Origin of the sequence: Arsenophonus apicola, assembly GCF_020268605.1 — a bacterium.
Classification (GTDB): Bacteria; Pseudomonadota; Gammaproteobacteria; order Enterobacterales; family Enterobacteriaceae; genus Arsenophonus; species Arsenophonus apicola.
The window spans coordinates 854,772-876,474 of sequence record NZ_CP084222.1; the positions used below are offsets into that span (position 1 = coordinate 854,772).

14 protein-coding genes and 7 tRNA genes are annotated in these 21,703 nt (G+C 36.8%); 11 read left to right on the plus strand and 10 right to left on the minus strand.

Annotated features, from left to right (window positions below; genetic code table 11):
- Nucleotides 1-410: 410 nt before the first annotated feature.
- Nucleotides 411-974 carry a SecY-interacting protein gene (gene syd, locus LDL57_RS03700; RefSeq protein ID WP_180560466.1) on the minus strand — a complete coding sequence of 188 codons (564 nt, stop codon included), beginning with the start codon at nt 972-974 and terminating at the stop codon, nt 411-413.
- A gap of 185 nt (nt 975-1,159) precedes the next feature.
- Here syd and queF point away from each other — a divergent pair, with 185 nt between their 5' ends.
- From queF to xni, 3 genes are read left to right on the plus strand one after another with little or no spacing between them, the layout of a single operon-like run.
- Nucleotides 1,160-2,005, plus strand: a complete 846-nt coding sequence (queF, locus tag LDL57_RS03705) for an NADPH-dependent 7-cyano-7-deazaguanine reductase QueF (protein ID WP_180560467.1) — start codon at nt 1,160-1,162, stop codon at nt 2,003-2,005.
- Between the two features lie 10 nt (nt 2,006-2,015).
- Complete coding sequence (gene ppnN, locus LDL57_RS03710; protein WP_180560468.1) at nt 2,016-3,386, plus strand: nucleotide 5'-monophosphate nucleosidase PpnN; 1,371 nt, start codon at nt 2,016-2,018, stop codon at nt 3,384-3,386.
- Nucleotides 3,387-3,415: 29 nt separating this feature from the next.
- Complete coding sequence (gene xni, locus LDL57_RS03715; RefSeq protein ID WP_180560469.1) at nt 3,416-4,171, plus strand: flap endonuclease Xni; 756 nt, start codon at nt 3,416-3,418, stop codon at nt 4,169-4,171.
- Between the two features lie 42 nt (nt 4,172-4,213).
- On the opposite strand, the gene rlmM is transcribed toward xni, so the two are convergent.
- The 4 genes from rlmM to tcdA all read right to left on the minus strand — a co-directional run bounded on the left by rlmM (nt 4,214) and on the right by tcdA (nt 8,212).
- Nucleotides 4,214-5,311, minus strand: coding sequence for a 23S rRNA (cytidine(2498)-2'-O)-methyltransferase RlmM (rlmM, locus tag LDL57_RS03720; protein WP_180560470.1), 1,098 nt, complete (start codon nt 5,309-5,311; stop codon nt 4,214-4,216).
- Nucleotides 5,304-5,684 carry a DUF423 domain-containing protein gene (locus LDL57_RS03725; RefSeq protein ID WP_180560478.1) on the minus strand — a complete coding sequence of 127 codons (381 nt, stop codon included), beginning with the start codon at nt 5,682-5,684 and terminating at the stop codon, nt 5,304-5,306. Before LDL57_RS03725 ends, rlmM begins: the two co-directional genes overlap by 8 nt.
- Before the next feature lie 64 nt (nt 5,685-5,748).
- Nucleotides 5,749-6,672: a transcriptional regulator GcvA gene (locus tag LDL57_RS03730; protein WP_180560471.1), complete on the minus strand. Its 924-nt coding sequence runs from the start codon at nt 6,670-6,672 to the stop codon at nt 5,749-5,751.
- Nucleotides 6,673-7,399: 727 nt separating this feature from the next.
- Nucleotides 7,400-8,212, minus strand: coding sequence for a tRNA cyclic N6-threonylcarbamoyladenosine(37) synthase TcdA (gene tcdA / locus LDL57_RS03735; RefSeq protein ID WP_180560472.1), 813 nt, complete (start codon nt 8,210-8,212; stop codon nt 7,400-7,402).
- A gap of 524 nt (nt 8,213-8,736) precedes the next feature.
- Here tcdA and LDL57_RS03740 point away from each other — a divergent pair.
- The 7 genes from LDL57_RS03740 to LDL57_RS03770 all read left to right on the plus strand — a co-directional run bounded on the left by LDL57_RS03740 (nt 8,737) and on the right by LDL57_RS03770 (nt 9,425).
- A tRNA-Met gene (locus LDL57_RS03740) sits at nt 8,737-8,813 on the plus strand.
- Between the two features lie 24 nt (nt 8,814-8,837).
- Nucleotides 8,838-8,914, plus strand: a tRNA-Met gene (locus LDL57_RS03745).
- 26 nt (nt 8,915-8,940) lie between these two features.
- Nucleotides 8,941-9,017 (plus strand) — tRNA-Met (locus tag LDL57_RS03750).
- Between the two features lie 26 nt (nt 9,018-9,043).
- A tRNA-Met gene (locus tag LDL57_RS03755) sits at nt 9,044-9,120 on the plus strand.
- 24 nt (nt 9,121-9,144) lie between these two features.
- Nucleotides 9,145-9,221 (plus strand) — tRNA-Met (locus LDL57_RS03760).
- Nucleotides 9,222-9,245: 24 nt separating this feature from the next.
- Nucleotides 9,246-9,322: transfer RNA gene (locus tag LDL57_RS03765), tRNA-Met, on the plus strand.
- A gap of 26 nt (nt 9,323-9,348) precedes the next feature.
- Nucleotides 9,349-9,425 (plus strand) — tRNA-Met (locus LDL57_RS03770).
- A gap of 60 nt (nt 9,426-9,485) precedes the next feature.
- On the opposite strand, the gene amiC is transcribed toward LDL57_RS03770, so the two are convergent.
- The gene (gene amiC / locus LDL57_RS03775; protein ID WP_180560159.1) at nt 9,486-10,733 is read right to left on the minus strand and encodes an N-acetylmuramoyl-L-alanine amidase AmiC; all 1,248 of its coding nucleotides are present in this window, start codon (nt 10,731-10,733) and stop codon (nt 9,486-9,488) included.
- 247 nt (nt 10,734-10,980) lie between these two features.
- On the opposite strand from amiC, the gene argA reads away from it, so the two are divergent.
- Nucleotides 10,981-12,309 (plus strand): amino-acid N-acetyltransferase, encoded by a 1,329-nt coding sequence (gene argA / locus LDL57_RS03780; protein WP_180560158.1) that lies wholly within the window; start codon nt 10,981-10,983, stop codon nt 12,307-12,309.
- A gap of 153 nt (nt 12,310-12,462) precedes the next feature.
- Here argA and LDL57_RS03785 read toward each other — a convergent pair whose 3' ends face one another.
- The 4 genes from LDL57_RS03785 to ptrA form a co-directional block, all read right to left on the minus strand.
- On the minus strand, nt 12,463-12,933 hold the full coding sequence (locus LDL57_RS03785; RefSeq protein WP_225507080.1) for a hypothetical protein: 471 nt from the start codon (nt 12,931-12,933) through the stop codon (nt 12,463-12,465).
- Nucleotides 12,934-13,349: 416 nt separating this feature from the next.
- Nucleotides 13,350-15,188: an exodeoxyribonuclease V subunit alpha gene (recD, locus tag LDL57_RS03790; RefSeq protein WP_225507082.1), complete on the minus strand. Its 1,839-nt coding sequence runs from the start codon at nt 15,186-15,188 to the stop codon at nt 13,350-13,352.
- Complete coding sequence (recB, locus tag LDL57_RS03795; protein WP_225507084.1) at nt 15,185-18,802, minus strand: exodeoxyribonuclease V subunit beta; 3,618 nt, start codon at nt 18,800-18,802, stop codon at nt 15,185-15,187. The genes recD and recB overlap by 4 nt, the downstream gene beginning before the upstream one ends.
- Nucleotides 18,799-21,684, minus strand: a complete 2,886-nt coding sequence (gene ptrA, locus LDL57_RS03800) for a pitrilysin (RefSeq protein ID WP_180560164.1) — start codon at nt 21,682-21,684, stop codon at nt 18,799-18,801. Before ptrA ends, recB begins: the two co-directional genes overlap by 4 nt.
- Nucleotides 21,685-21,703: the final 19 nt, after the last annotated feature.

Below are 21,703 nucleotides of genomic sequence, written 5' to 3' on the forward strand. Positions count from 1 at the left end.
ATCAATCGTTATCCCTAACACTACCCTTCTTATTTCTCTATATTATTAAAAATTTAATAATTTCAAAGTTAGAAAATAAACTCTCATTCACCACTTATTATTAGTAACAATCACTGAATTTATTCCGTGCAATAAACTGCTGTTAGGTTATTTCTACTTCTCGTTACGATTTATGGTTCATTTGATAAATGCTAACTTATCGGCGGGCATAAGAATGTCGGATTTATCTGAGGAACACAAGAATAGAAAAAATAGTTTTTAATCATTTTTTCTCGATAATTACAGAATATTTTTTTATCCTACTGAAATAAAAAAATATTTCATCTCGCTTCATGGTTTTAAAAGCAATAAACGCAGATATAACTTACATAATTTGTAAGCTATATCTCACAAAAAAATAAGTAAATATCTCAATTATATTGCTCTTCAATTACAGGAATAAGTTGTTTTAAAAATTCAATCAGATTACAAGCTAAGACGCTACGCGTTGTTTGACCCAATGTTTCTAATATAACTTGGCCAGTGAGATTATCTACGGAAATAATTTCAAATTCAGAATCTAGACTGGCAATAAAAAGAGTTGGGGTTAGTCTACGTCTTTTTTGCGTAATTAAATGTCCAATTAAGTTCTCTTGTAAACGAGTAAAGTCTGTCATATTCCATACTTGAATTAAATCCAGTTGCCTACCTTGAAATTTTACTCGCATATCAGCCGCTAATTGCGTGGTATAAAATTGGTGAATATTAGGATAAAAATGAATTTCCAACGCTTTTTCAACAGAATGTAACTTTTGATTTGGCATCGGAAAAGGTTTTGGTAACCAAAAGGTGACTTCATCTTTACTATATTCAATACAAGGCGAAGGAATACTGTAAAAACTCTTACTAGCCGGTAAACCACCGGTCTGCTGTTGCCAGTAAGTAATATAACGCTGTGTGAGTTCCTTTAATGCATGAGAAATCGTTGTTTCCATGGTCAATTATTCTTATTGGTGACGAATTATAGCAATAAATCATTCTAATATATGAAAGTATCATTAGGTATTATTATCTATCTACACAATTTGTTGTTAAGCTATACATTGAATAACAAACTTACTCTAATATATCGATTAAGCTAGCAACTATCATACTGATTTTCTATTTTAGAAGGAACTCTATGCCAATTTATCAAGATAATGGCGAGCTACAACACCTAACGCTCGGAAAAAAAACCGAATATCAAGATAACTATGCACCGCATCTACTGCAGGCTGTTCCACGTCGCTTAAATCGGCAACCTTTAGGATTATCATCAGATAAATTACCTTTTCATGGCGCAGATATTTGGACACTGTATGAGCTTTCATGGCTAAACAGTCGAGGAGTTCCTCAAGTTGCTATCGGCCATGTTACCATTGATGCTAATAGCGTAAATCTAATTGAATCCAAAAGTTTTAAACTCTATCTAAATAGTTTCAATCAGACAAAATTTATCAATTGGCAAGAAGTTGAAAAACAACTAAACCAAGATCTTACAACCTGCGCTGTAGGAGAAGTGACAGTAAAATTACAGCCTCTTACTATATTTTCCGATCAAACTATTCACAATTTGCCTGGTGAATGTATTGATGAGCAAGAGATAGAAATTACTGATTATAAATTTAATCGTGATTATCTTAAAAATGCAACCGCGAGTATTAAAGTAGACGAAACATTAGTTAGCCATCTGCTAAAATCTAATTGCTTAATTACCAACCAACCTGATTGGGGCTCAATACAAATTCATTATTTTGGCCCTAAAATTGATAGAGAAAAGCTACTGCGTTATTTAGTCTCTTTTAGACATCATAATGAATTTCATGAACAATGTGTCGAGCGCATTTTCAATGATATTCTTCAATTATGTCAACCAGATAAGTTAAGTGTTTATGCCCGTTATACACGCCGTGGCGGGCTGGACATTAACCCTTGGCGTAGCAATGAGAATTTCCAGCCAACAATAATGCGATTAGCACGGCAGTAAGGAGTTTAATTTGATAACACATGTCAGCCCGTTAGGTTCAATGGATCTACTATCTCAAATTGAAGTTAGCATTCTTAAACGTACTGCCAGTAGCGATCTTTATCAACTATTTAGAAACTGCTCCTTAGCTGTGCTTAATTCAGGCAGTAAGACAGATAATAGCAAAGAATTAATCGCTAAATATCCCAATTTTGATATCAATGTTCTCCAGCGTGAACGCGGCGTGAAACTAGAATTAATTAATCCGCCAGAAAAAGCTTTTGTTGATGGTAAAATTATCCGTTCACTACAAGCAAATTTATTTTCTGTATTAAGAGATATTCTTTTTGTTCATGCCCAGATTATATCCGCAGAAAAACTGCTGGCATTAAGCCTGCATAATAGTATCAATATCACTAATATTATTTTTACCATTCTGCGTAATGCCCGAGTCCTGCATCTGGATGAAGATCCAAATATCATTGTTTGCTGGGGAGGCCATTCAATAAACGAAATTGAATATCTTTATGCCCGCAAGGTTGGCAATGAATTAGGATTACGTGAATTAAATATCTGCACTGGCTGTGGCCCTGGTGCAATGGAAGCACCGATGAAAGGCGCCGCAGTAGGCCATGCACAGCAACGCTATAAAAATGGCCGCTTTCTTGGGTTAACTGAACCTTCGATTATTGCAGCTGAACCACCTAACCCTCTGGTTAGTGAACTTGTTATCATGCCAGATATTGAAAAACGCCTTGAAGCATTTGTGCGGATAGCTCATGGTATCATTATTTTTCCAGGCGGTGCAGGCACGACAGAGGAACTACTTTATTTATTAGGTATTTTAATGGATCCGGCCAATAATAATCAGGCATTACCATTGATACTAACTGGCCCAAAAGAGAGCCAAGCCTATTTTGACACTCTTGATGATTTCATTAAGCATACTCTTGGTGAGCAGGCGTGTAATTATTATCAAATTATCATCGATGATCCAGAAGCCGTAGCCCGTGAAATGAAAAAACTGATGCCTCTAGTCAAAGAAAGTCGTCTCAATACTGGTGATGCCTACAGCTTTAATTGGTCAATAAAAGTTAATTCAGAACTGCAAAAACCCTTTGCCCCTACCCATGACAATATGGCAAAACTTAATCTATTTTGTGATCCGCAGCAGCCAGAAAAATTGGCCGCTAACTTACGAAGAGCCTTTTCTGGCATTGTTGCAGGTAATGTGAAAGAAGTAGGTATGAAAGAAATTGAAAAGCATGGTCCTTATAAACTCCATGGTGATGCCATAATTATGGCTCACATGGATACATTATTACGCGGGTTTGTTAGTCAACATCGAATGAAGCTACCTAGCAGTTCAGCCTATATACCCTGCTATGAAATAATCAAATAACTGACCAGACAAACGATGCACAAAAAATCATGATCCACTTACTTATTGTTGATGCTTTAAATCTAATCAGACGTATTCATGCTGTTCAAGGAAGCCCTTGCGAACAAGCTTGTATTTCAACTCTTCGCCAGCTGATTAACCATACTTTGCCCACCCATGCAGTGGCAATATTCGATAGCAAAGAACAGCAGACAAATAACTGGCGGCAACAACTTTTACCTCAATACAAAGCTGGCCGACAAGCCATGCCGGAGGATCTGTATCATGAAATAAATAACCTTGAAATCGCATTTAAAGCGCAAGGATTAGCCTGTTGGCATGCCTTCGAAAATGAAGCAGACGATCTGGCGGCAACATTAGCAATTAAAGTGGCTACTGCCGGATATCGTGTCACCATCATTTCAACAGATAAAGGCTATTGTCAGCTACTTTCATCATCGATTTATATTCGTGATTATTTTCAAAAACGCTGGCTTGATTTATCTTTCGTTAATAAAGAATTTGGTGTTAAACCTGAACAATTACAGGATTATTGGGGACTAACTGGCATAAACAGCAGTAAAATCCCCGGTATAACCGGCATAGGTCCTAAAACCGCAGCAACCTTACTTCAGCAATATCCTACCTTAGAGGCTATTTTTGCTAATATCAACTCGATACCTGAGAAATGGCGCAAACGGATTGAACCGGCGCAAAAAATAGCTTTCATTAGCCGACAGGTGGCTTCTCTTAAAACGGATCTACAGTTAAATGGAAATTTGCAACAACTGAGATTTATCCCATAACTCAGTAAAAAATATAAATTTTTATTATTAATTACTTCTTTTCTAATCCCGTTCTGGTATAGAGGCTGACCAAATTCGTCTTACATGTACCGTTATCTCTTCGCGATCATGGTAGAGTTGCTTCGCTTGAATTTGAGCATTAATACCATTTTCGTTTAGTGTCTGTGATATTTTGTGCAAAATATGTAAAACTTCTTGATAACGTTTTTTCATCGGTAACTTTAAATTAAATATTGCTTCCCGGCACCATCCTTTTAACAACCAACCTGTTATTAAAGCAGCAACTTTTGCTGGTTTTTCAACCATATCACAAACCAACCAAGTAATATTCTTAGTGTGTGGGATAAATTTAAAACCATCAATACGATGATGCCGTACCTGACCTGTTTGCATTAAGCTTTTCGCTATTGGGCCATTATCAATCGCATCGACCATCATACTGCGCTTCACTAATTGATATGTCCATCCACCTGGACAAGCGCCTAGATCAACTGCCTTCATACCCGATGCTAAACGCTCTTCCCATTCATCATAAGGAATAAATAGATGAAATGCCTCTTCCAGTTTTAATGTTGAACGACTTGGCGCATCAACTGGCAGTTTTAACCGAGGGATCCCCATAAAGAAAGGTGAATTGTTATTCACATAAGAATAGCCAACATAACAACAACCGGCCGCAATAAAAAATACATGTATAACTGGACGCTGATGGTTTTCTTTTAATAACAATATTTTTTGTTGACGAAGCGCATGACGTAAGGGCACCGTAAATTTACGGCAAAATTTCAGTAGTTCTTTACTCTCATTGGTATCAGGCACCTCAACCCGTAATTCACCAGCCCGTTCAACGACACCTTGCAATAACGCAACAATCGGCGATACGCGATCGTCGGATGGCAAATCTTTCAATAAATTGCTAACAACTACTAATTGGCGAGCAAATATTAATGTGGCAAAGGGTATCTCTTTAGCCAAACGCTCTGCATCAGTAGACTGATAGCATTCAAATAAGACATAACCGCTATTATCTTTTACTTTAGCATAACCATACACACCGATCTGCGTAGCCTTCTCGGTAATTTCTGCCGCACACTCTTTTTCAAATCCTGCACGGCAATATAAAATAATATTTTTATTCATGACGTATTATTGGATTCCTAAGCCGAGTTGCGCCAATAACAATTAATATCCAGCCAATCAAAAAGCAAAAGCCGCCTACTGGTGTCAAATGAGCAAAATATTTTACCTGCAATAGTGCCATACAGTAAAAACTGCCACTGAACAATAAAATGCCTATACTGAAGAAAATACCTCCCCAGTAAAACCATAATATGACTTTACGTAATAAAATAGCACCTAATATCATCAGTACTAAAGTATGCATTGATTGATAACGTAAACCAATACAAATCCATTCTCTTTGATCATGGTTTAGTAAAGGTGATAATAAATGTGAACCTATTGCGCCAAATGCAACGCAAAAAAATCCACTAATTCCTGCAAATATCAACATTAAACGAGCATTCACGTTAATATCCTTTCCCTTTTTAAATTAATTTTTTTACTTGTCATATAGTTTACGGCTCACCAGTAACAAATCCCCATTTTTGTTGCTCGCTAGCTGCTTTTGCAAGGATCCATTGACGAAATGCAGCAATCTTACCTAACTCCGCTTGAGTATCATGACAAACCAAATAGAAAGCTTTTTTACTAATTAAAACATCATTAAACGGACATACTAAACGACCTGTATCAAGTTCATTTTTTGTCATAATGTTATTAATCAATGCGATACCTTGACCATGTATGGCGGCTTGAATAACCATAGCACTATGACTGAAAATGGGTCCTTGTTCTACATTAATAATGTCTTGTAATGATAATTGACGTGCATAAGCTTGCCAATCACGCCGAGAAGAATCATGTAGCAATGTATGATGAATTAAATCTTGCGGTTTTTTCAATGGATAACGCCCCGCTAATAAGGCTGGCGCACAAACTGGTATTAAGTATTCCGCATACAAACGATCTGTTCTTAAGCCTGGCCAATTACCATAACCATAAAAGATGGCCACATCAACATCATTGGCCATTTTATCTCCCTCATGATAAACAGCCTGTATACGTACATCAATATCAGGATAAGCATGATTAAAACTCGATAAACGCGGCACTAACCATTGAATAGCAAAACTCGGTAATAAACTGACGGTTAATGCTCCCTTTGCGCTAAGTGCCTGTAATTTCCGAGTAGCTTCACGTAATGAAGAAAAAATTTCTTTAATATCTAAATAATAACTTTGCCCTTCTTTAGTTAATAATAATGAACGATTACGCCGACGAAATAATTTCAAACCCAAGAAATTTTCTAAACCTTTTATTTGATGACTTATTGCCGCCTGAGTAACATAAAGCTCTTCTGCTGCTTTAGTAAAACTTAAATGACGGGCTGCAGCATCAAATACCCTTAATGCATTAAGAGGAGGCATACATTTTGACATGATCGCTTCTTACTCATCCTTATATATCCATTAGTTTTTATAATCTGAAGCATTATAAATTGTCCATTGTAGATAAACCAGTATATGTCTATAGTAAGGCTGCTTCCTGGGCCTGAATGAATCGCTAAATTGTTAATTTATATAAAATTCTTGGCTTTATGGATGTGATGTTTTGTTTGCAAATTATCTGGTTTTTCCAGGTTGAATAGTTAATACTACTATTTTCACTCCTATACTTTTACCTTGTCTGTCCATAGTAATTTTATCGCGCCGCATTTATCGCGGCGTTTTTTTATCCACTAAATATATATCTTTTTCATCGCCGAATATAATCGGATAATATACTTATGATACAGATAGAATAGATATTATTAATCAAGACTAGTACTATTTTTCTAATTTTAAGTGAATATAACAAACCTGGTGAGAAAGATCATTTTTGACAAGATAAAATTGCAATAATTAGATATAGAGAGCCTAAATATTTTGATAGCTGTGCTTTTCATGCCAATAACATTTTCTATAGCACTATTTCGCCAATATTTCCCTGTTATCCAAGACAAAACTAGCGCTCAAATTTTATCTCTTGATTAGGTAGATATTTTAAACAAATGGGACTCGCTCAACAACTCAGTACTTCAAGAATTGATGACATTCAATCACGGGTTTAAGCCTGCCAAAAAATCGCTCAAAATGCGCTTTGATTGCTAATAATTAGCAAATTATTTCATTTTCTTTCGCTAGCCATCATTTTACGCTGTAATTTTTTTAATACATGCGCAACCGCAACAAAACCAAAACTAGCTGTTACCATTGTTGCTGCTCCAAAACCGGCGGCACAATCCATACGCATTGTTCCTCCCACATTACTTTTAGTCCTACAGACGGTGCCATCACTTTGTGGATAAACTAATTGTTCGGTCGAGAAAACACAGTCAATACCTAATTTACCTTTGCTATTTTTGATTATTTTAAAATCACTTTTTAATTTTTCACGTAATTTGGCAGCTAAGGGATCATGGATCGTTTTCGCTAAATCTTTGACTTGGATCTGGGTAGGATCAATTTGTCCACCGGCGCCACCAGTGGTCACAATGGGGATTTTATAACGACGACAATAAGCTAATAAAGCAGCTTTAGGCCGTATGCTATCGATAGCATCAATTACATAATCAAATTGCATTGATATCAGCTCAGCAAGATTAGTCGTCGAGACAAAATCATCAATAATATTAATTTGACATTCAGGGTTAATTTGCAAAATACGCGATTTCATGACTTCAACTTTTGATTGACCAATAGTTTCGCTCAATGCATGCAATTGTCGATTAGTATTTGTCACACATACATCATCCATATCAATCAGTGTGATAGTGCCGATCCCTGTTCTTGCTAATGCTTCCGCAGCCCATGAGCCTACACCACCAATACCAACAACACAGACATGGGAACGAGCAAAAAGCATTAACGCTTTTTGACCATAGAGACGGCCGATACCAGCGAAGCGCCGTAGCCAAGCTTGTGAAAGGAGTAATTGCATGTCTAACCTTAGTTAATAAAAATAGCGTGTTCACCAATAATAAAAAAGAAACTAATTTATTAATTCAAATCCTGATTATATCTATTATGATAATAAAACCGACTCGTTATCTATTTATCTGCAGGCCGTAATAACCGATTAGCTAATAACGATTAGCTTATATTATCTGTTTCATTCTTATCTGCTTAATTGACCTCATTCTGGATATTTAAATTAGTAATAAATTATACCCTCACCCGATCATCAAGATAATTTCTGATAAAATATTTTACTGATTTAAGATAATAATTAAATAACTACTTTTATATTACCATTAAAAAAATAAGTATTTATTTGTTGATTACTTTTTTGGCTATCATTTTTTGCTGACTTCTTATATCAATAAGCATGATACCTAATATGCATAAAAGAACAAAAATTAATCATCAAGTCTTTTTTATGTACAAGATATAATAAAATATCGCAATATTTAAGAAAAAAACTTGCATCGGATCTGATCCTGAGTATAGTGAGCCGCTATCGGACGCGGGATGGAGCAGCCTGGTAGCTCGTCGGGCTCATAACCCGAAGGTCGTCGGTTCAAATCCGGCTCCCGCAACCAATAAAAAACATTAACCATTTCAGGCGCGGGATGGAGCAGCCTGGTAGCTCGTCGGGCTCATAACCCGAAGGTCGTCGGTTCAAATCCGGCTCCCGCAACCAATATTAAAAACAAGAATCATTTCAGACGCGGGATGGAGCAGCCTGGTAGCTCGTCGGGCTCATAACCCGAAGGTCGTCGGTTCAAATCCGGCTCCCGCAACCAATATTAAAAACAAGAATCATTTCAGACGCGGGATGGAGCAGCCTGGTAGCTCGTCGGGCTCATAACCCGAAGGTCGTCGGTTCAAATCCGGCTCCCGCAACCAATAAAAAACATTAACCATTTCAGACGCGGGGTGGAGCAGCTTGGTAGCTCGTCGGGCTCATAACCCGAAGGTCGTCGGTTCAAATCCGGCTCCCGCAACCAATAAAAAACATTAACCATTTCAGGCGCGGGATGGAGCAGCTTGGTAGCTCGTCGGGCTCATAACCCGAAGGTCGTCGGTTCAAATCCGGCTCCCGCAACCAATATTAAAAACAAGAATCATTTCAGACGCGGGGTGGAGCAGCTTGGTAGCTCGTCGGGCTCATAACCCGAAGGTCGTCGGTTCAAATCCGGCTCCCGCAACCATCTTTCGTTTAATATCAGATTAGTTTCCCGACAAAGCTATTATTTATCTAATTAACACGCTTAACGCAAAGCCAGTTTTCCACCGTTGTCAAAATAAGCTTTAATACCCCGGAAAATAGATTCCGCCATCTGCTGTTGGAATTTTGCTGTTTTTAATTTTCGTTCTTCTTCAATATTACTAATAAAAGCCGTTTCAACCAGAATAGACGGAATGTCTGGTGCCTTTAATACCGCAAAACCCGCTTGATCAACGATGTTCTTATGCAACTTGTTCACGTTACCCATCCGTTTAAGCACTTCGGTACCAAATTTCAAGCTATCATTAATAGTCGCTGTCTGAACTAAATCAAACATGGTGTGATCAAGATATTTATCACCACTTTTACTGACACCACCAATCAGATCTGCCTCATTCTGTGTTTGTGCTAAATATCGAGCGGTATTACTGGTGGCGCCTTTGGTTGATAATGCAAATACGGAGGAACCTCTCGCTTTACGATTAGTAAAGGCATCAGCGTGAATAGAAACAAATAAATCAGCCTGCATTTTTCTTGCTTTTGCAACTCGTACTTTTAAAGGAATAAATACATCTTCATTACGAGTCATATAAACTTTCATCTTAGGTTCACGATTAATTAATATTTTTAATCGCCGCGCAATTTGCAATACAATATCTTTTTCCCGCGTTTTATATTTTCCTATCGCACCAGGATCTTCCCCACCATGACCAGGATCGATCATAATGACAATCGGCCTATCTCTACCTGCTTTACCTGGCTTTTTCGTTATAACCGGCAACGCATCATCCAATTTACCTTTATTGTAATCTTCTAGTAGTGCTAATAACGGATCGTCATCAGTGTAAACACCAGAAGCAGGATAAAAATCAACAACTAAGCGATGTTTAAAACCAGCAACAGGTGCAATAGTAAACATTTGTGGTTCAACATGAGTTTTCACTTCAAAAACTAATCGAACCGTTTTTTGATCAAATTGCCCTACTCTGACTAATTTCAGATAAGGATCACGCGAACTGATTTGCTTGCCTACCCCTTGCAAGACACTATTTAATTGTACGTTTTCTAAATCCACGACAATCCGATCAGGAGCAGACAAAGCAAATTGACGATATTTTAAAGCAATATTCGATTCTAAAGTTACTCTGGTATAACTAGAAGCAGGCCAAATACGAATAGCAACTATACTTGAAGACAAGGCTAGCCCCAATGGACTAATACTTAACAGTATAGTCGCAGCTGCTCCTTGCAGAAGACGTCGTCGTGAAAAACCGTGTTTTGAATGATCCATCGAAAAACCCACTTAAAACATCAAATAATTACAAACCGCTCAATATTATCAACAACAAAAAAATAACTATAGAAAACTTTAACCAAACATTAATGAGCTGTCATTAATAAATTACTCTCTAAAAATAATTAGTCACTCATATATTCTGAAACAATAATGATGATTTTTCATGCATTTTTTCTTGCTATTTTGTGTCAAAAATCATAAAAAGACTTTCATTAGGAACAATCATTTATATGAGAAACATATGGAAGGACGTAGTACTGATTTAGTTAATGGATTTCGCCACTCTGTTCCCTATATTAATATACATCGCGATAAAACTTTTGTTATTACATTGAACGGTAACGCTATCGCAGATAAAAATTTTACTCATATCATTAGCGATATCGGTTTATTACACAGTCTGGGTATTCGATTGGTTTTAGTTTATGGTATACGCCCACAGATAGATAAAAAACTCTTAACCCGTCAATATCCGGCAATCTACCATAAAAATATTCACGTCACAGATGCCAATACCATGGAGTTAGCTAAAAAAATATCAGCTACATTACAATGGGATATTACCGCTCTGTTATCGATGAGTCTCAACAATACTCCATTACAAGGTGCCCATATTAATGTCGTCAGTGGTAATTTTATTATTGCTCAACCTTTAGGGATCGACAAGGGTGTTGATTATTGTCACAGCGGAGGTATACGCCGAATCGATGATATCGCTATCAATTATCAATTAGAGCGCGGTTCCATTGTATTAATTGGTCCAATTGCTGTTTCTGTAACGGGAGAAAGTTTTAATCTAGCCACGGAAACCATCGCAAGCCAATTAGCGATTAAGCTCAAAGCAGATAAATTAATTGGATTTTGCTCTTCACAAGGTATCAGTGATAAAAATGGCAATATATTATCGCAACTCTCACCGAATGATGCTGAAATACATATTGATGAACTGGAAAAACAACACAATAATCATTCTGACATACTCCCTTTTCTACGTAGCGCAACTAAAGCATGCCGGCAGGGTGTTCGTCGTAGCCATTTAATAAGCTATCAAGAGAGTGGCGCTTTGTTACAAGAACTTTTTTCTCACAAGGGTATTGGTACCCAAATTATAATGGAAAATTCTGAACAAATTCGTCGAGCTAATATTAATGATATCAGTGGAATATTAGAATTAATTCAACCGCTAGAACAGCAAGGAATACTGATTTGCCGTTCACGTGAACAATTAGAAATGGAAATCGACAAATATACTATCATCGAACGAGAAAATTTGGTCATCGCTTGCGCAGCACTTTATACCTATTTAGAAGAAAAGTCGGGAGAAATGGCTTGCCTGGCTGTACATCCTGACTATCGTAATTTATCAAGAGGAGAAAAACTGCTTGAACACATTACTCTGCAAGCCAAAAATTTAAAATTAGAAAAACTTTTTGTATTAACAACCCAAAGTACACATTGGTTTCAGGAAAGAGGTTTTTTGCCGGCAAAAGTTGATATGTTGCCAATAAAAAAACAATCTCTTTATAATTACCAACGATGCTCAAAAATTTTAATACTTAATATTAATTAGATTACTATAAAACTAATTAAAAATTTAATTAATAAACTCTATTGTAATAAAAAATACATTATTTAAATAAACAAAAATTTCTATTGCTATTAAGCAAAAAAATAGCGGATCTTCTCTATTTAACCAAGAGAAGATCCAAAAATAAAATAACGGTTAATTAGTTGTTTCAATTGCAGGCTTTGGTGCTGACGCTGCAAGAGAATCACGCAAATTCCACATCGTTGAAAAATGATTAACCATTAGATTATCAGTAGGCATAGCATTTATAACCCCACTACCAATATTTAATGCCTGAGCATAGACCGTCGAATCCAAAACAGTACTAGCCGATAGAAAACTTGCTACAAAAGCTTTTCCTCTATTTTCAATTACTACTTCTGGCTCATCTAGCTGATTTTTTATAGGCAAATTATTGTAAATGTGATCTGCCTTCTTTTTTGCAACCGCTATTTCTGAAATTATATCAACCGGTTGATAATCATGCACAATCCCGATGGCTAATCCAGCTTGATAAAACCTTTTCGTCTGCTCAGTGGACTCAGGGTATTCGAGATAACTAGAAGATGTGAATTTTTTTTTAACTGCATCAAATAAATCATTTTCTTTTATTTTTATCTCGTGCAAATCAATATAAGAATTTCATACTGTTAGAAATTGAGAAACTATTTTATTTTCTGTATTTGCCCCTGTTAAGGCAGAAGCCACCTGTTGGTTAACTACCTGAGATGAATGATCACTAATCTGAGATGTATGATTGATTGAATTTAACATTTATTTGCATCCTTCCATCGAATAATAATAAGGTTCAAATATTTTATGCAGCATCTCAAATATCGACCATTTATACTTCTAAAAAACAATTAATATAAAAATAAGAATAATAACTAATACAAATAACTTATTCATTGATAAAAGCGGAAACTAAAGTTATATACCGCAATATTCTAATCCTGTTCATTATGCTTAAAAATTTATTTTTTTATTGCGTTGGCTATGAATAATATAAAACAAACCAGCAAGCTAAATAAATTCTACTTTCATCAAACTAAACGCTCAGTCAAACCACTGCGCCGCTCTGTCGGCGTCACTAGCGCTTTAGCAAAAACATGACGATCAGCATAAATCGTCAGCTGATTTTTCGCTCGTGTAATTGCCGTATAAATAAGCTCTTTACTAAGAATAGGTGTAAAAATTGGTGGTAAAACCAATGCGGCATGTTCAAATTCTGACCCTTGAGATTTATGTACAGTTATCACAAAGGCAGTTTCATGCTGAGGTAAACGACTGGGTTGTATTCTTTTAACCACCCCATTTGGCAACTGAAAATAAGCTTTTAAACCCTGTTGTCCATCGCGTAGCATGATACCAATATCCCCATTAAATAAACCAAGAGGACGATCATTTTTAGTGATCATGATTGGGCGGCCTTCATAGTTTTTATTCCAGCTATACGCTGAACGTCGAATACTTGCCTGACGATGCAAAAGCTGTTCTAACTTGTCATTTAGCCCTATAACCCCGTATGGTCCCTCCCTTAGAGCAGCTAATAAGCGATAACGATTAAAAGCAGTCAGGATCTCTTCAGGATCGCGACCCGCTTTTATCATATCCAGATAATAACGGTAGCATGCAGTAGCATCAGAAATTAATTTGCCATATCTCACAGGCGAATCAATTGAGTGAAAAGCAATATCCGCACTTGGCTGTGTTAATAGCTGCTCAACATATTTGATATTAGCTTGGTTAATTGCCGTAGCCAGTCGACCAATTCCTGATTGTGCATCAAAACGATAGCTCTTTCGTAATAAGCAAATCCGATCTTTAACATCTGGTCCTTCGTTCGATATAAAATCAGATAAATCACAGTCAGTGATTTTAGTCAGTTGTGCTGCTCTTGTACGACTATATCCGCATTCGGAAAAACGACAAAGATCACCGAGAACAGCACCCGCTTCAACCGAAGCTAATTGATCTCTGTCACCTAACAAAATAACACGTGCGTGGTGAGGCAGGGCTTCAATCAATCTGGCCATCATAGGCAAATCAATCATCGATGCTTCATCAACTATTAATACGTCTAATAACAGTGGATTGTCTTTATGATAACGTAATAACTGGCTATCTGGTTGAGCACCTAATAAACGATGAATAGTCTGCGCTTGTTCGGGAATAACCGCTTGCTCAGTTGCAGATAAATTCAGTTTTAATAATGCATTATTTAATGATTCAGTTAATCGTGCAGCCGCTTTTCCTGTCGGTGCTGCTAACTGAATGATTAACTTTTCATGACTTAATTTGACTAAAGTGGCTAATAAACGTGCTACTGTCGTTGTTTTACCAGTACCTGGCCCACCAGAAATAACAGCAATCCGACTGGTTACTGCAACTGCCACAGCTATTTTTTGCCAATCTTGTGTGTTCGAGGGCGTAAAAAAATGCGTTAAAATAGTTGCTAGCCGCTGTTCATCAACGGTTTCTAACACATGACGAGAAAAAAAGTCAGCCACTAATCCTTCATCAGCCCACATCCGCTGAAAATAGAGTTTGTTATCTGATAACACTAATGGCTTAGCTGTGGGTTGCTGAGCATCACAAACAGCATTACATTGTTTAAGCTCAGCATAGATCCTGCTACTATCAGGCGTTCCCGCCATTTCCCATAGGGCAAAAGCCATTTCAACCTGCCTACCTTCAAATAAATAGAGTGGTTGGAGCTTATCAATAAACAAACAAACATGCCCTGCTCGAGTTTCAGCGCTCAATAATGCAAATATCAATAATAATAACGGGTTTTCATTTTCCACTAACCGAATAGCAAGCTGTACGTCTAAAGAATTAAACAAATTAAGCTCAGCAGCTCGCTTTAGTAAAGTTATCATCCTTCTTCACCTCGATTAGTTGCATTAAATAGCTCATCCAAGCCATTAATTAACTCATAAGCAGGAATTGTATGATAAATACCATAACCAAGGTTATTAATATCAACCCCTCGCAAAAAAAGGTAAATAACACCACCAAAATGGTTTTGATAATCATAACCAGGCAAACGATTTCGTAAATAACGATGCAAAGCTAATGTATAAAGCTGATACTGTAAATCATATCTATGATCAATCATCGAGCTCTGTATTGCCTGCTGACTATATGCCAGACTATTTTCTCCTAACCAATTTGATTTATAATCAAGCAGATAAAATTTGTCTTGCCAGCAGAAAACTAAATCAATATAACCTTTTAAAACACCTGTTACTGGCTCAAACCTAAGTGGTGGACAACGTTGGGATAAGACATCATATTGATGGGCCAATCTGTCTAATTCAGATGGCGATAATAATTTTTCTATTGGTAAATGAAATTGCATTTCATTTAATTGATACTCAGGTGTGATCTTTGACAAACTGAAATTATTTTTAAGTAATGGAGTGTCAAAAATATTTATTAGCCACATTTTTAGCAAAGGTGCCCAATCAACAGAAAAACCGGCTTGTGCTAATTTTTCAGCTAACCAAGACTCTTGCGGATGTTGATTAAATGGCAATAATTCCAACAAGGAGTGTAAAAAAGTTCCTGCTGTGGCGCCCTTAGGAAAGGTATGAACACTTCTATCTGCTATTTCACCTTGAACCAACAAATCGTCACCTTGCGCATCAGCGTCCATTTTAGGTGCCAAAGCTTGGATAGCAATCTCAATATTTACATCACTAGCAGTAAACTTATCAGATAAAGAATATATATCATGATAAGTTAATCCTGAGTAGCTAGTAACTCGCCAGCTATTTTGGATCTGACCTGTAAAATTTCGCGCCAATAACTTCACAGGTTTATTTTCTTTAGGATACCAAGGCGATAGGTTAATATCACTAATGGCTGTGATACTAATATTTTCACTAGCTAATGCGCCTAAAGCATCGCGTAAAAGAGCGGCATTGCCTTGTTGGCCGTTTTGTAATAAGTAACCTAATGCGCTTTGATGTAAATCAGTGTCACCACTTTCCCTACTCACGCGACCTTTTATTAAAGGGGCAATACCAACACTACAATGAAATTTTGAGCGCGTTAGTGCAACATATAACAACCGCAAATCTTCTGCTAAACGTTCTTCATTAGCCAGCCTAATGCTCTCTTCTTGTTGTGTCAGATCAAGACATGTTTGAAAATTATCACGATCATGAAAAGTGGCCAATTTTTGCTGAGAGAATTGACAAGCAAAGGGTAGCCAAACAATCGGGAATTCTAAACCTTTAGATTTATGGATGGTACTAATACTAACTAAGTGCTTATCACTCTCTAAACGTATCTGCTGGTTTTCTAATAAAGCATCCGGTTGGTCTATCTGCCGTGCTAACCAGCGGACTAGAGCATGCACACTATCAAGTTGTAATTCAGCCTCTTGCAACAATTCACTAAGATGCATCACATCCATCAAGCGCCGTTCACCCTCTATATTATCCATTAGCAGGTTTTCAGCAATTCGGTGGTTAACCATAATAGCTCGTAATATAGGCAAAATACCATGTCGCTGCCAAAGCAATAAATAATTGGCAAACTCTTCAACCCGTATTTCCCACTGATTTTCATCCTGGTTTAATTGTTCAATATCTTGTGCATTTAGCCCGATTAAACGGGTAGCCAATGCACAACGTAGCGTGCGTTCCTTTTCAGGTGAGAGCACGGCTTGTAATAACCATAATAAATCGCGCGCTTCATCAGTAGCAAAAACGCTTTCTTGATTAGAAAGAAAAACTGACGAAATATTAAATTTACTTAACGCTTCTCGTATTATTACTGCTTCACGACGGCTTCTGACTAACACCATAATATCGGCAGCCGTTACCGGCTGTTTTACATTATCTCGATACAGCCAGCTTGTCCCATTCTCGCCCCCTTTAAGCCAATCACATATCTGACTAGCACACTGGTGGGCCATCGTTTGCTGATAATCCAAAGTTGAAACATTTTCTTTGTCTAAATAACAAAAATTTAATGCTGATAGTTTTTCTGTTTTATGAATAAACGCTAAATGCTGATTCGCAGGGGCTGGATTAACGGCATTAAACGGTATTTGCTCAAATACAAACGGCTTTGCTACCCGACTAAATAATTGATTAACTGCCGCAATCATATTTGGTGAAGAGCGCCAATTGGTATCAAGGGTATAGTGTGATTCAATCTGATCCTTAGCTTTAAGATAAGTAAAAATATCCGCACCACGAAAAGCATAAATAGCTTGTTTAGGATCACCAATAAATAATAGACAACAATGATTATGCCCTTGATAAATACGCTGAAAAATTCGATATTGTTGCGGATCCGTATCTTGAAACTCATCGACCATAACAACTGGGTAGCGATTACGAATCGCGTTAGCTAATCGCTCTCCACCTTCGGCCTGCAATGCCTGATCTAAATAACTTAATAAATCATCAAATCCAATTTCTCCACGCCGTTTTTTCTCTTGAACAATCGTTTGCCGAATGTTGATAATTGCTTTTGAAATAATAAGATCACGTAATGTAAGTGATTGTTGCAATAAATTATCAATAGCAAGAAAAACCTCATGTTCTGGTACATTACCCGTTGGTGTCTTATCTAGCAGTTCAGATTGGGAAAAGCGAGCCAGTTCTTTCGGTGTTTTATAATCTACGGTCGCTGACTGTGCCCAGCTATTGACCGTGGCTAACCAAACCGGTAAATTACGGCGACTATAGCTACGTTTATTTACAGCGGAATTACTAATTAAATCAAGGAAACTGGCCGAATTTATAAGCCACTGCTCTTTTACTATTTTTATCGTATCAATTAGCGTTTTATGACGCTGTTTTATTGATTGAGCTTCAATGGGTTGGTTGATAAAGGCTGGAATATCTCCTTGTAAATAAGGCTTTATTTCAGCTAACAGTGTTTCTGGATCACTCCATTCGTCAACAATAACCTTTGATATAGAATAATCCAATGGATAGCAGTTACAGCGCCAAAAATCAGCACAAGCCTGTTGCTGTAAGGTATGTTCGTCTTTTATTATTGATTGCTCAAATAGCATGCCTGACTCAAAAGCATTATGCACCAACATGCGTTGACAGAAACCATGGATGGTATAAATCGCTGCTTCATCCATTTGACGTTCAGCAGCAAGTAACCATTGAGCGGCCACATTTTTATCTGCAATAGAAGATAGTAAGGTTCGATATATTGAATTTTCATCAAAACCAATACCATCTCTAATACAAGCCATTCTCATCTGATGAATATTGTGGCGAATACGTGATCGTAACTCATCGGTTGCCGCTTCTGTAAAAGTTACCACTAAAATCTCTTCTACACTTAATGGACGAGAAAATGCATTTTTTTGCCCAACACCCAATAATAATCGCAAATAGAGTAAAGCTATCGTATGGGTTTTTCCTGTTCCTGCTGAAGCTTCTATCAGCCGTTGACCATAAAGAGGCAAACGATAAGGATCCAGTTGATAAGCTTGTATTCTCCTATTCCTCACTTAGCATCTACCTCAATTGGCAAAATCTTTTGTAATTCAGACGCCGTGGGATAAGTTATCCAATCTTTTAATTGAGCATAACCCTCTTTATTAACACCTTTGGCTATAATTTGTGAAACAAAAGCTAAACCTTTTTGTTGCAAGATGGCATTATTATAAAAAGTTACTAAATCCTGTTGTGTAACTGTTTTCAACATTTTGATTATTTTTTCTCTGCTATCAAAAGCAAAATTATTCCTCGCAAAATCGGGTAAAAAACGATCTATCTCTTCATAAAAAGTTTGCGGAGGCTGTTCCATTTCCGTCAATAGTGCCTTTTTATATTGCTCAAAATCTTTTTTTTGCAACGCATTTAATTTTTTAAAGGCTAATTGATAAAAATTTTGATAACGTCCATTCAAATAGGCGGGAGTTTTATTATTGCTTTGTAATAAAAAACCTAATCCCCATTGCTCACCAAAATTAGTATTAAAGGCAAATACAGCATAGCCCAATTGCTCTTGCGTCCTCAGTTGTTCAAAAAACCAAGGATGCAAAATATTGGCCAAAATATTTGATAATACAAATCCACTATAACGGTCATATCCTGTCGGAATAAATATTTCTGCTAACGCATTATCCGTACTATTTGCTTGATGTTGAAAATTTACTTTATGCTGTTTATCTACAACAATAATATCTCCTCTCCACCAATTTTTACCTTTATTATTTAATAAATGATAAATGGACTTAATAATATCAATCCCTTGCTTCTGTGTTAGATTGCCAAAAACAATTGCTTGTAGGGCTGCATTTGCAATAGTATCTTGACGGTAGTTTAAGATGTCATTTGCTGTAATCGTTTCTAAGGCCTTTAAGCGCTGTCCTTGCTCAAAATAAGGTACATTTTCTAAACGTTGTTTTGGCTGCATTGCCAACTCAAAGTCTTTAAGGTTATTAGTAACTTCAAGCTGTTCTCTATACCATGATTTTGCTTGCGCAACTTCGTCAGCAGAAACTGTAAAGGTAAGAAATTCCTTGATCATTTTTGTTGTCAATTCAGCTAGATGTTGAGTATAACCACTCGTTTTCAATTGCAACCCTAAATTTGAGGAAACCACAAGCTCCATTCCAGCGACCGACGCTTGGTAACTTAATTGAGACAATTTCAAAGTGGCTAAGTATTCTAATAACGCTGCACTAACTTGAGATTTAGCCGTTTTATTGCTCTGCTCATTACGTAAATCTAAAGCGATACCCCCTTTAGGTTCATCAGCGAAATATTGACTTGGCATATAAACTATCCGCACATTTCCTTGCTCATATACTAATTCAGGATGCTGATAATGACGGGAACGTTTAATTAAAGAAAAATCATTAGCAATATAAGGGTTCAATTCAGGTAACGAAAAATGGATTGTTTTTTTTAACTCAGCCCAGCGCTGATATTGCTGGCTGTTAATTTTATCAACTTGATAAGGCGCATTGAGAAAATAGGCTTCTTTATTATGGGGTTCATTTGGTGCAATAAACCAAATTCTAGCATTCTTGGCAGTTAATTGTGCTAAACGGCTACTTATTGCTTTAGGATCAAAACGATCAGCAATGTAATTGGCATCAAGCACATGGGCGATTGGCACATTCAACATTTGATTAGATAGTTGTTGAATATAATTCATATCACGCACAATGGAATCATGTTGAAAAGAAAGTTTTAAAACATTAGCGATCTCGTTAAAATAATTGTTCTTAATACCTTTCTCTTTTAATAAATCAATATAAGAAAATATTGCTGCAATAATCTTATCTCTATTTTCCAATCCCTTATCTGTCAATAAAACATTAATCGAAAAAATGCCGTTATTACGATCAACATTGGGTGCCACGTCTACATTAATTTCTTCAGCAAGTCCATCTTTTAGCAACCAATCAGCAAGGGTATTATGACTGCGGTTTCCTATTAAATAACCAATATATTCGTCAGTCTTACTACGAAATTCAGTTATATTATTTGCAATACTAAATTCCAGTTGTAAAGCTTTTTTAGGTTGTGCTGGCACATAATGAATAATTATTCCTTTTTCTTTATCGGTTATAGCAGGTACTGTTATCTCTGGAACAATAACCTTTCGATCCGGAATGCGGCCGAAAGTTTCAACTGCAATTTTAGCTAATTGATTTAATGATTGATTGCCATACAAAATACCTTTCATCAAATTAGCCGAATAAAAGCGATAATAAAAATTCTTGAGCTCAGTCTGTAAACGACTACCTGGTTTATCACTTAACGTTTCTAAATTTCCACCAGAAAAACGTGAATTAGGATGAGCCGGATTAAGTGTCTCAGAACGAACCTGCCATAATCGCATTTCATCACGAGCTCGTGCCATTGTTAATTCTGCATTAACAGCATTACGTTCTCGAGCCGCATTTTTTGGATCAAGCAATGGCTCAGCTAGTGCGCTTGCCAAGCGATCTGTGGCAGCTCTTAAAGCACCATTTTCAACCTCTAAGTAGTAAGCCGTAAGATTTGCAGTCGTACTAGCATTATGACTGCCGCCATGTTTTTGCAAAAACTCTGATATTGCACTTGGTTCAGGATAGCGTTTAGACCCCATCAATACCATATGTTCAAGATAATGCGCCAAACCAAGTTGTTGATCCGGACTTTCCATTGTACCTACTGGTAAAGTGATTGCAGCTAATGATTTACTGGCCTTCGGATCAGACACCAACAATACAATCATATTGTTAGCAAGTTTTATTGCCTGATACCCTCGAGTATCTTTTTCACTTTTATTTATCTTATCAGGCAAAACTTGCCAATTCTGCTTAGCAAAGCTTACGGTACCAAATAATAATAAGAGCACGACTATCATGTTTTTCATAACAACCCTTGTCATTTTAAGCATCTTATTACAC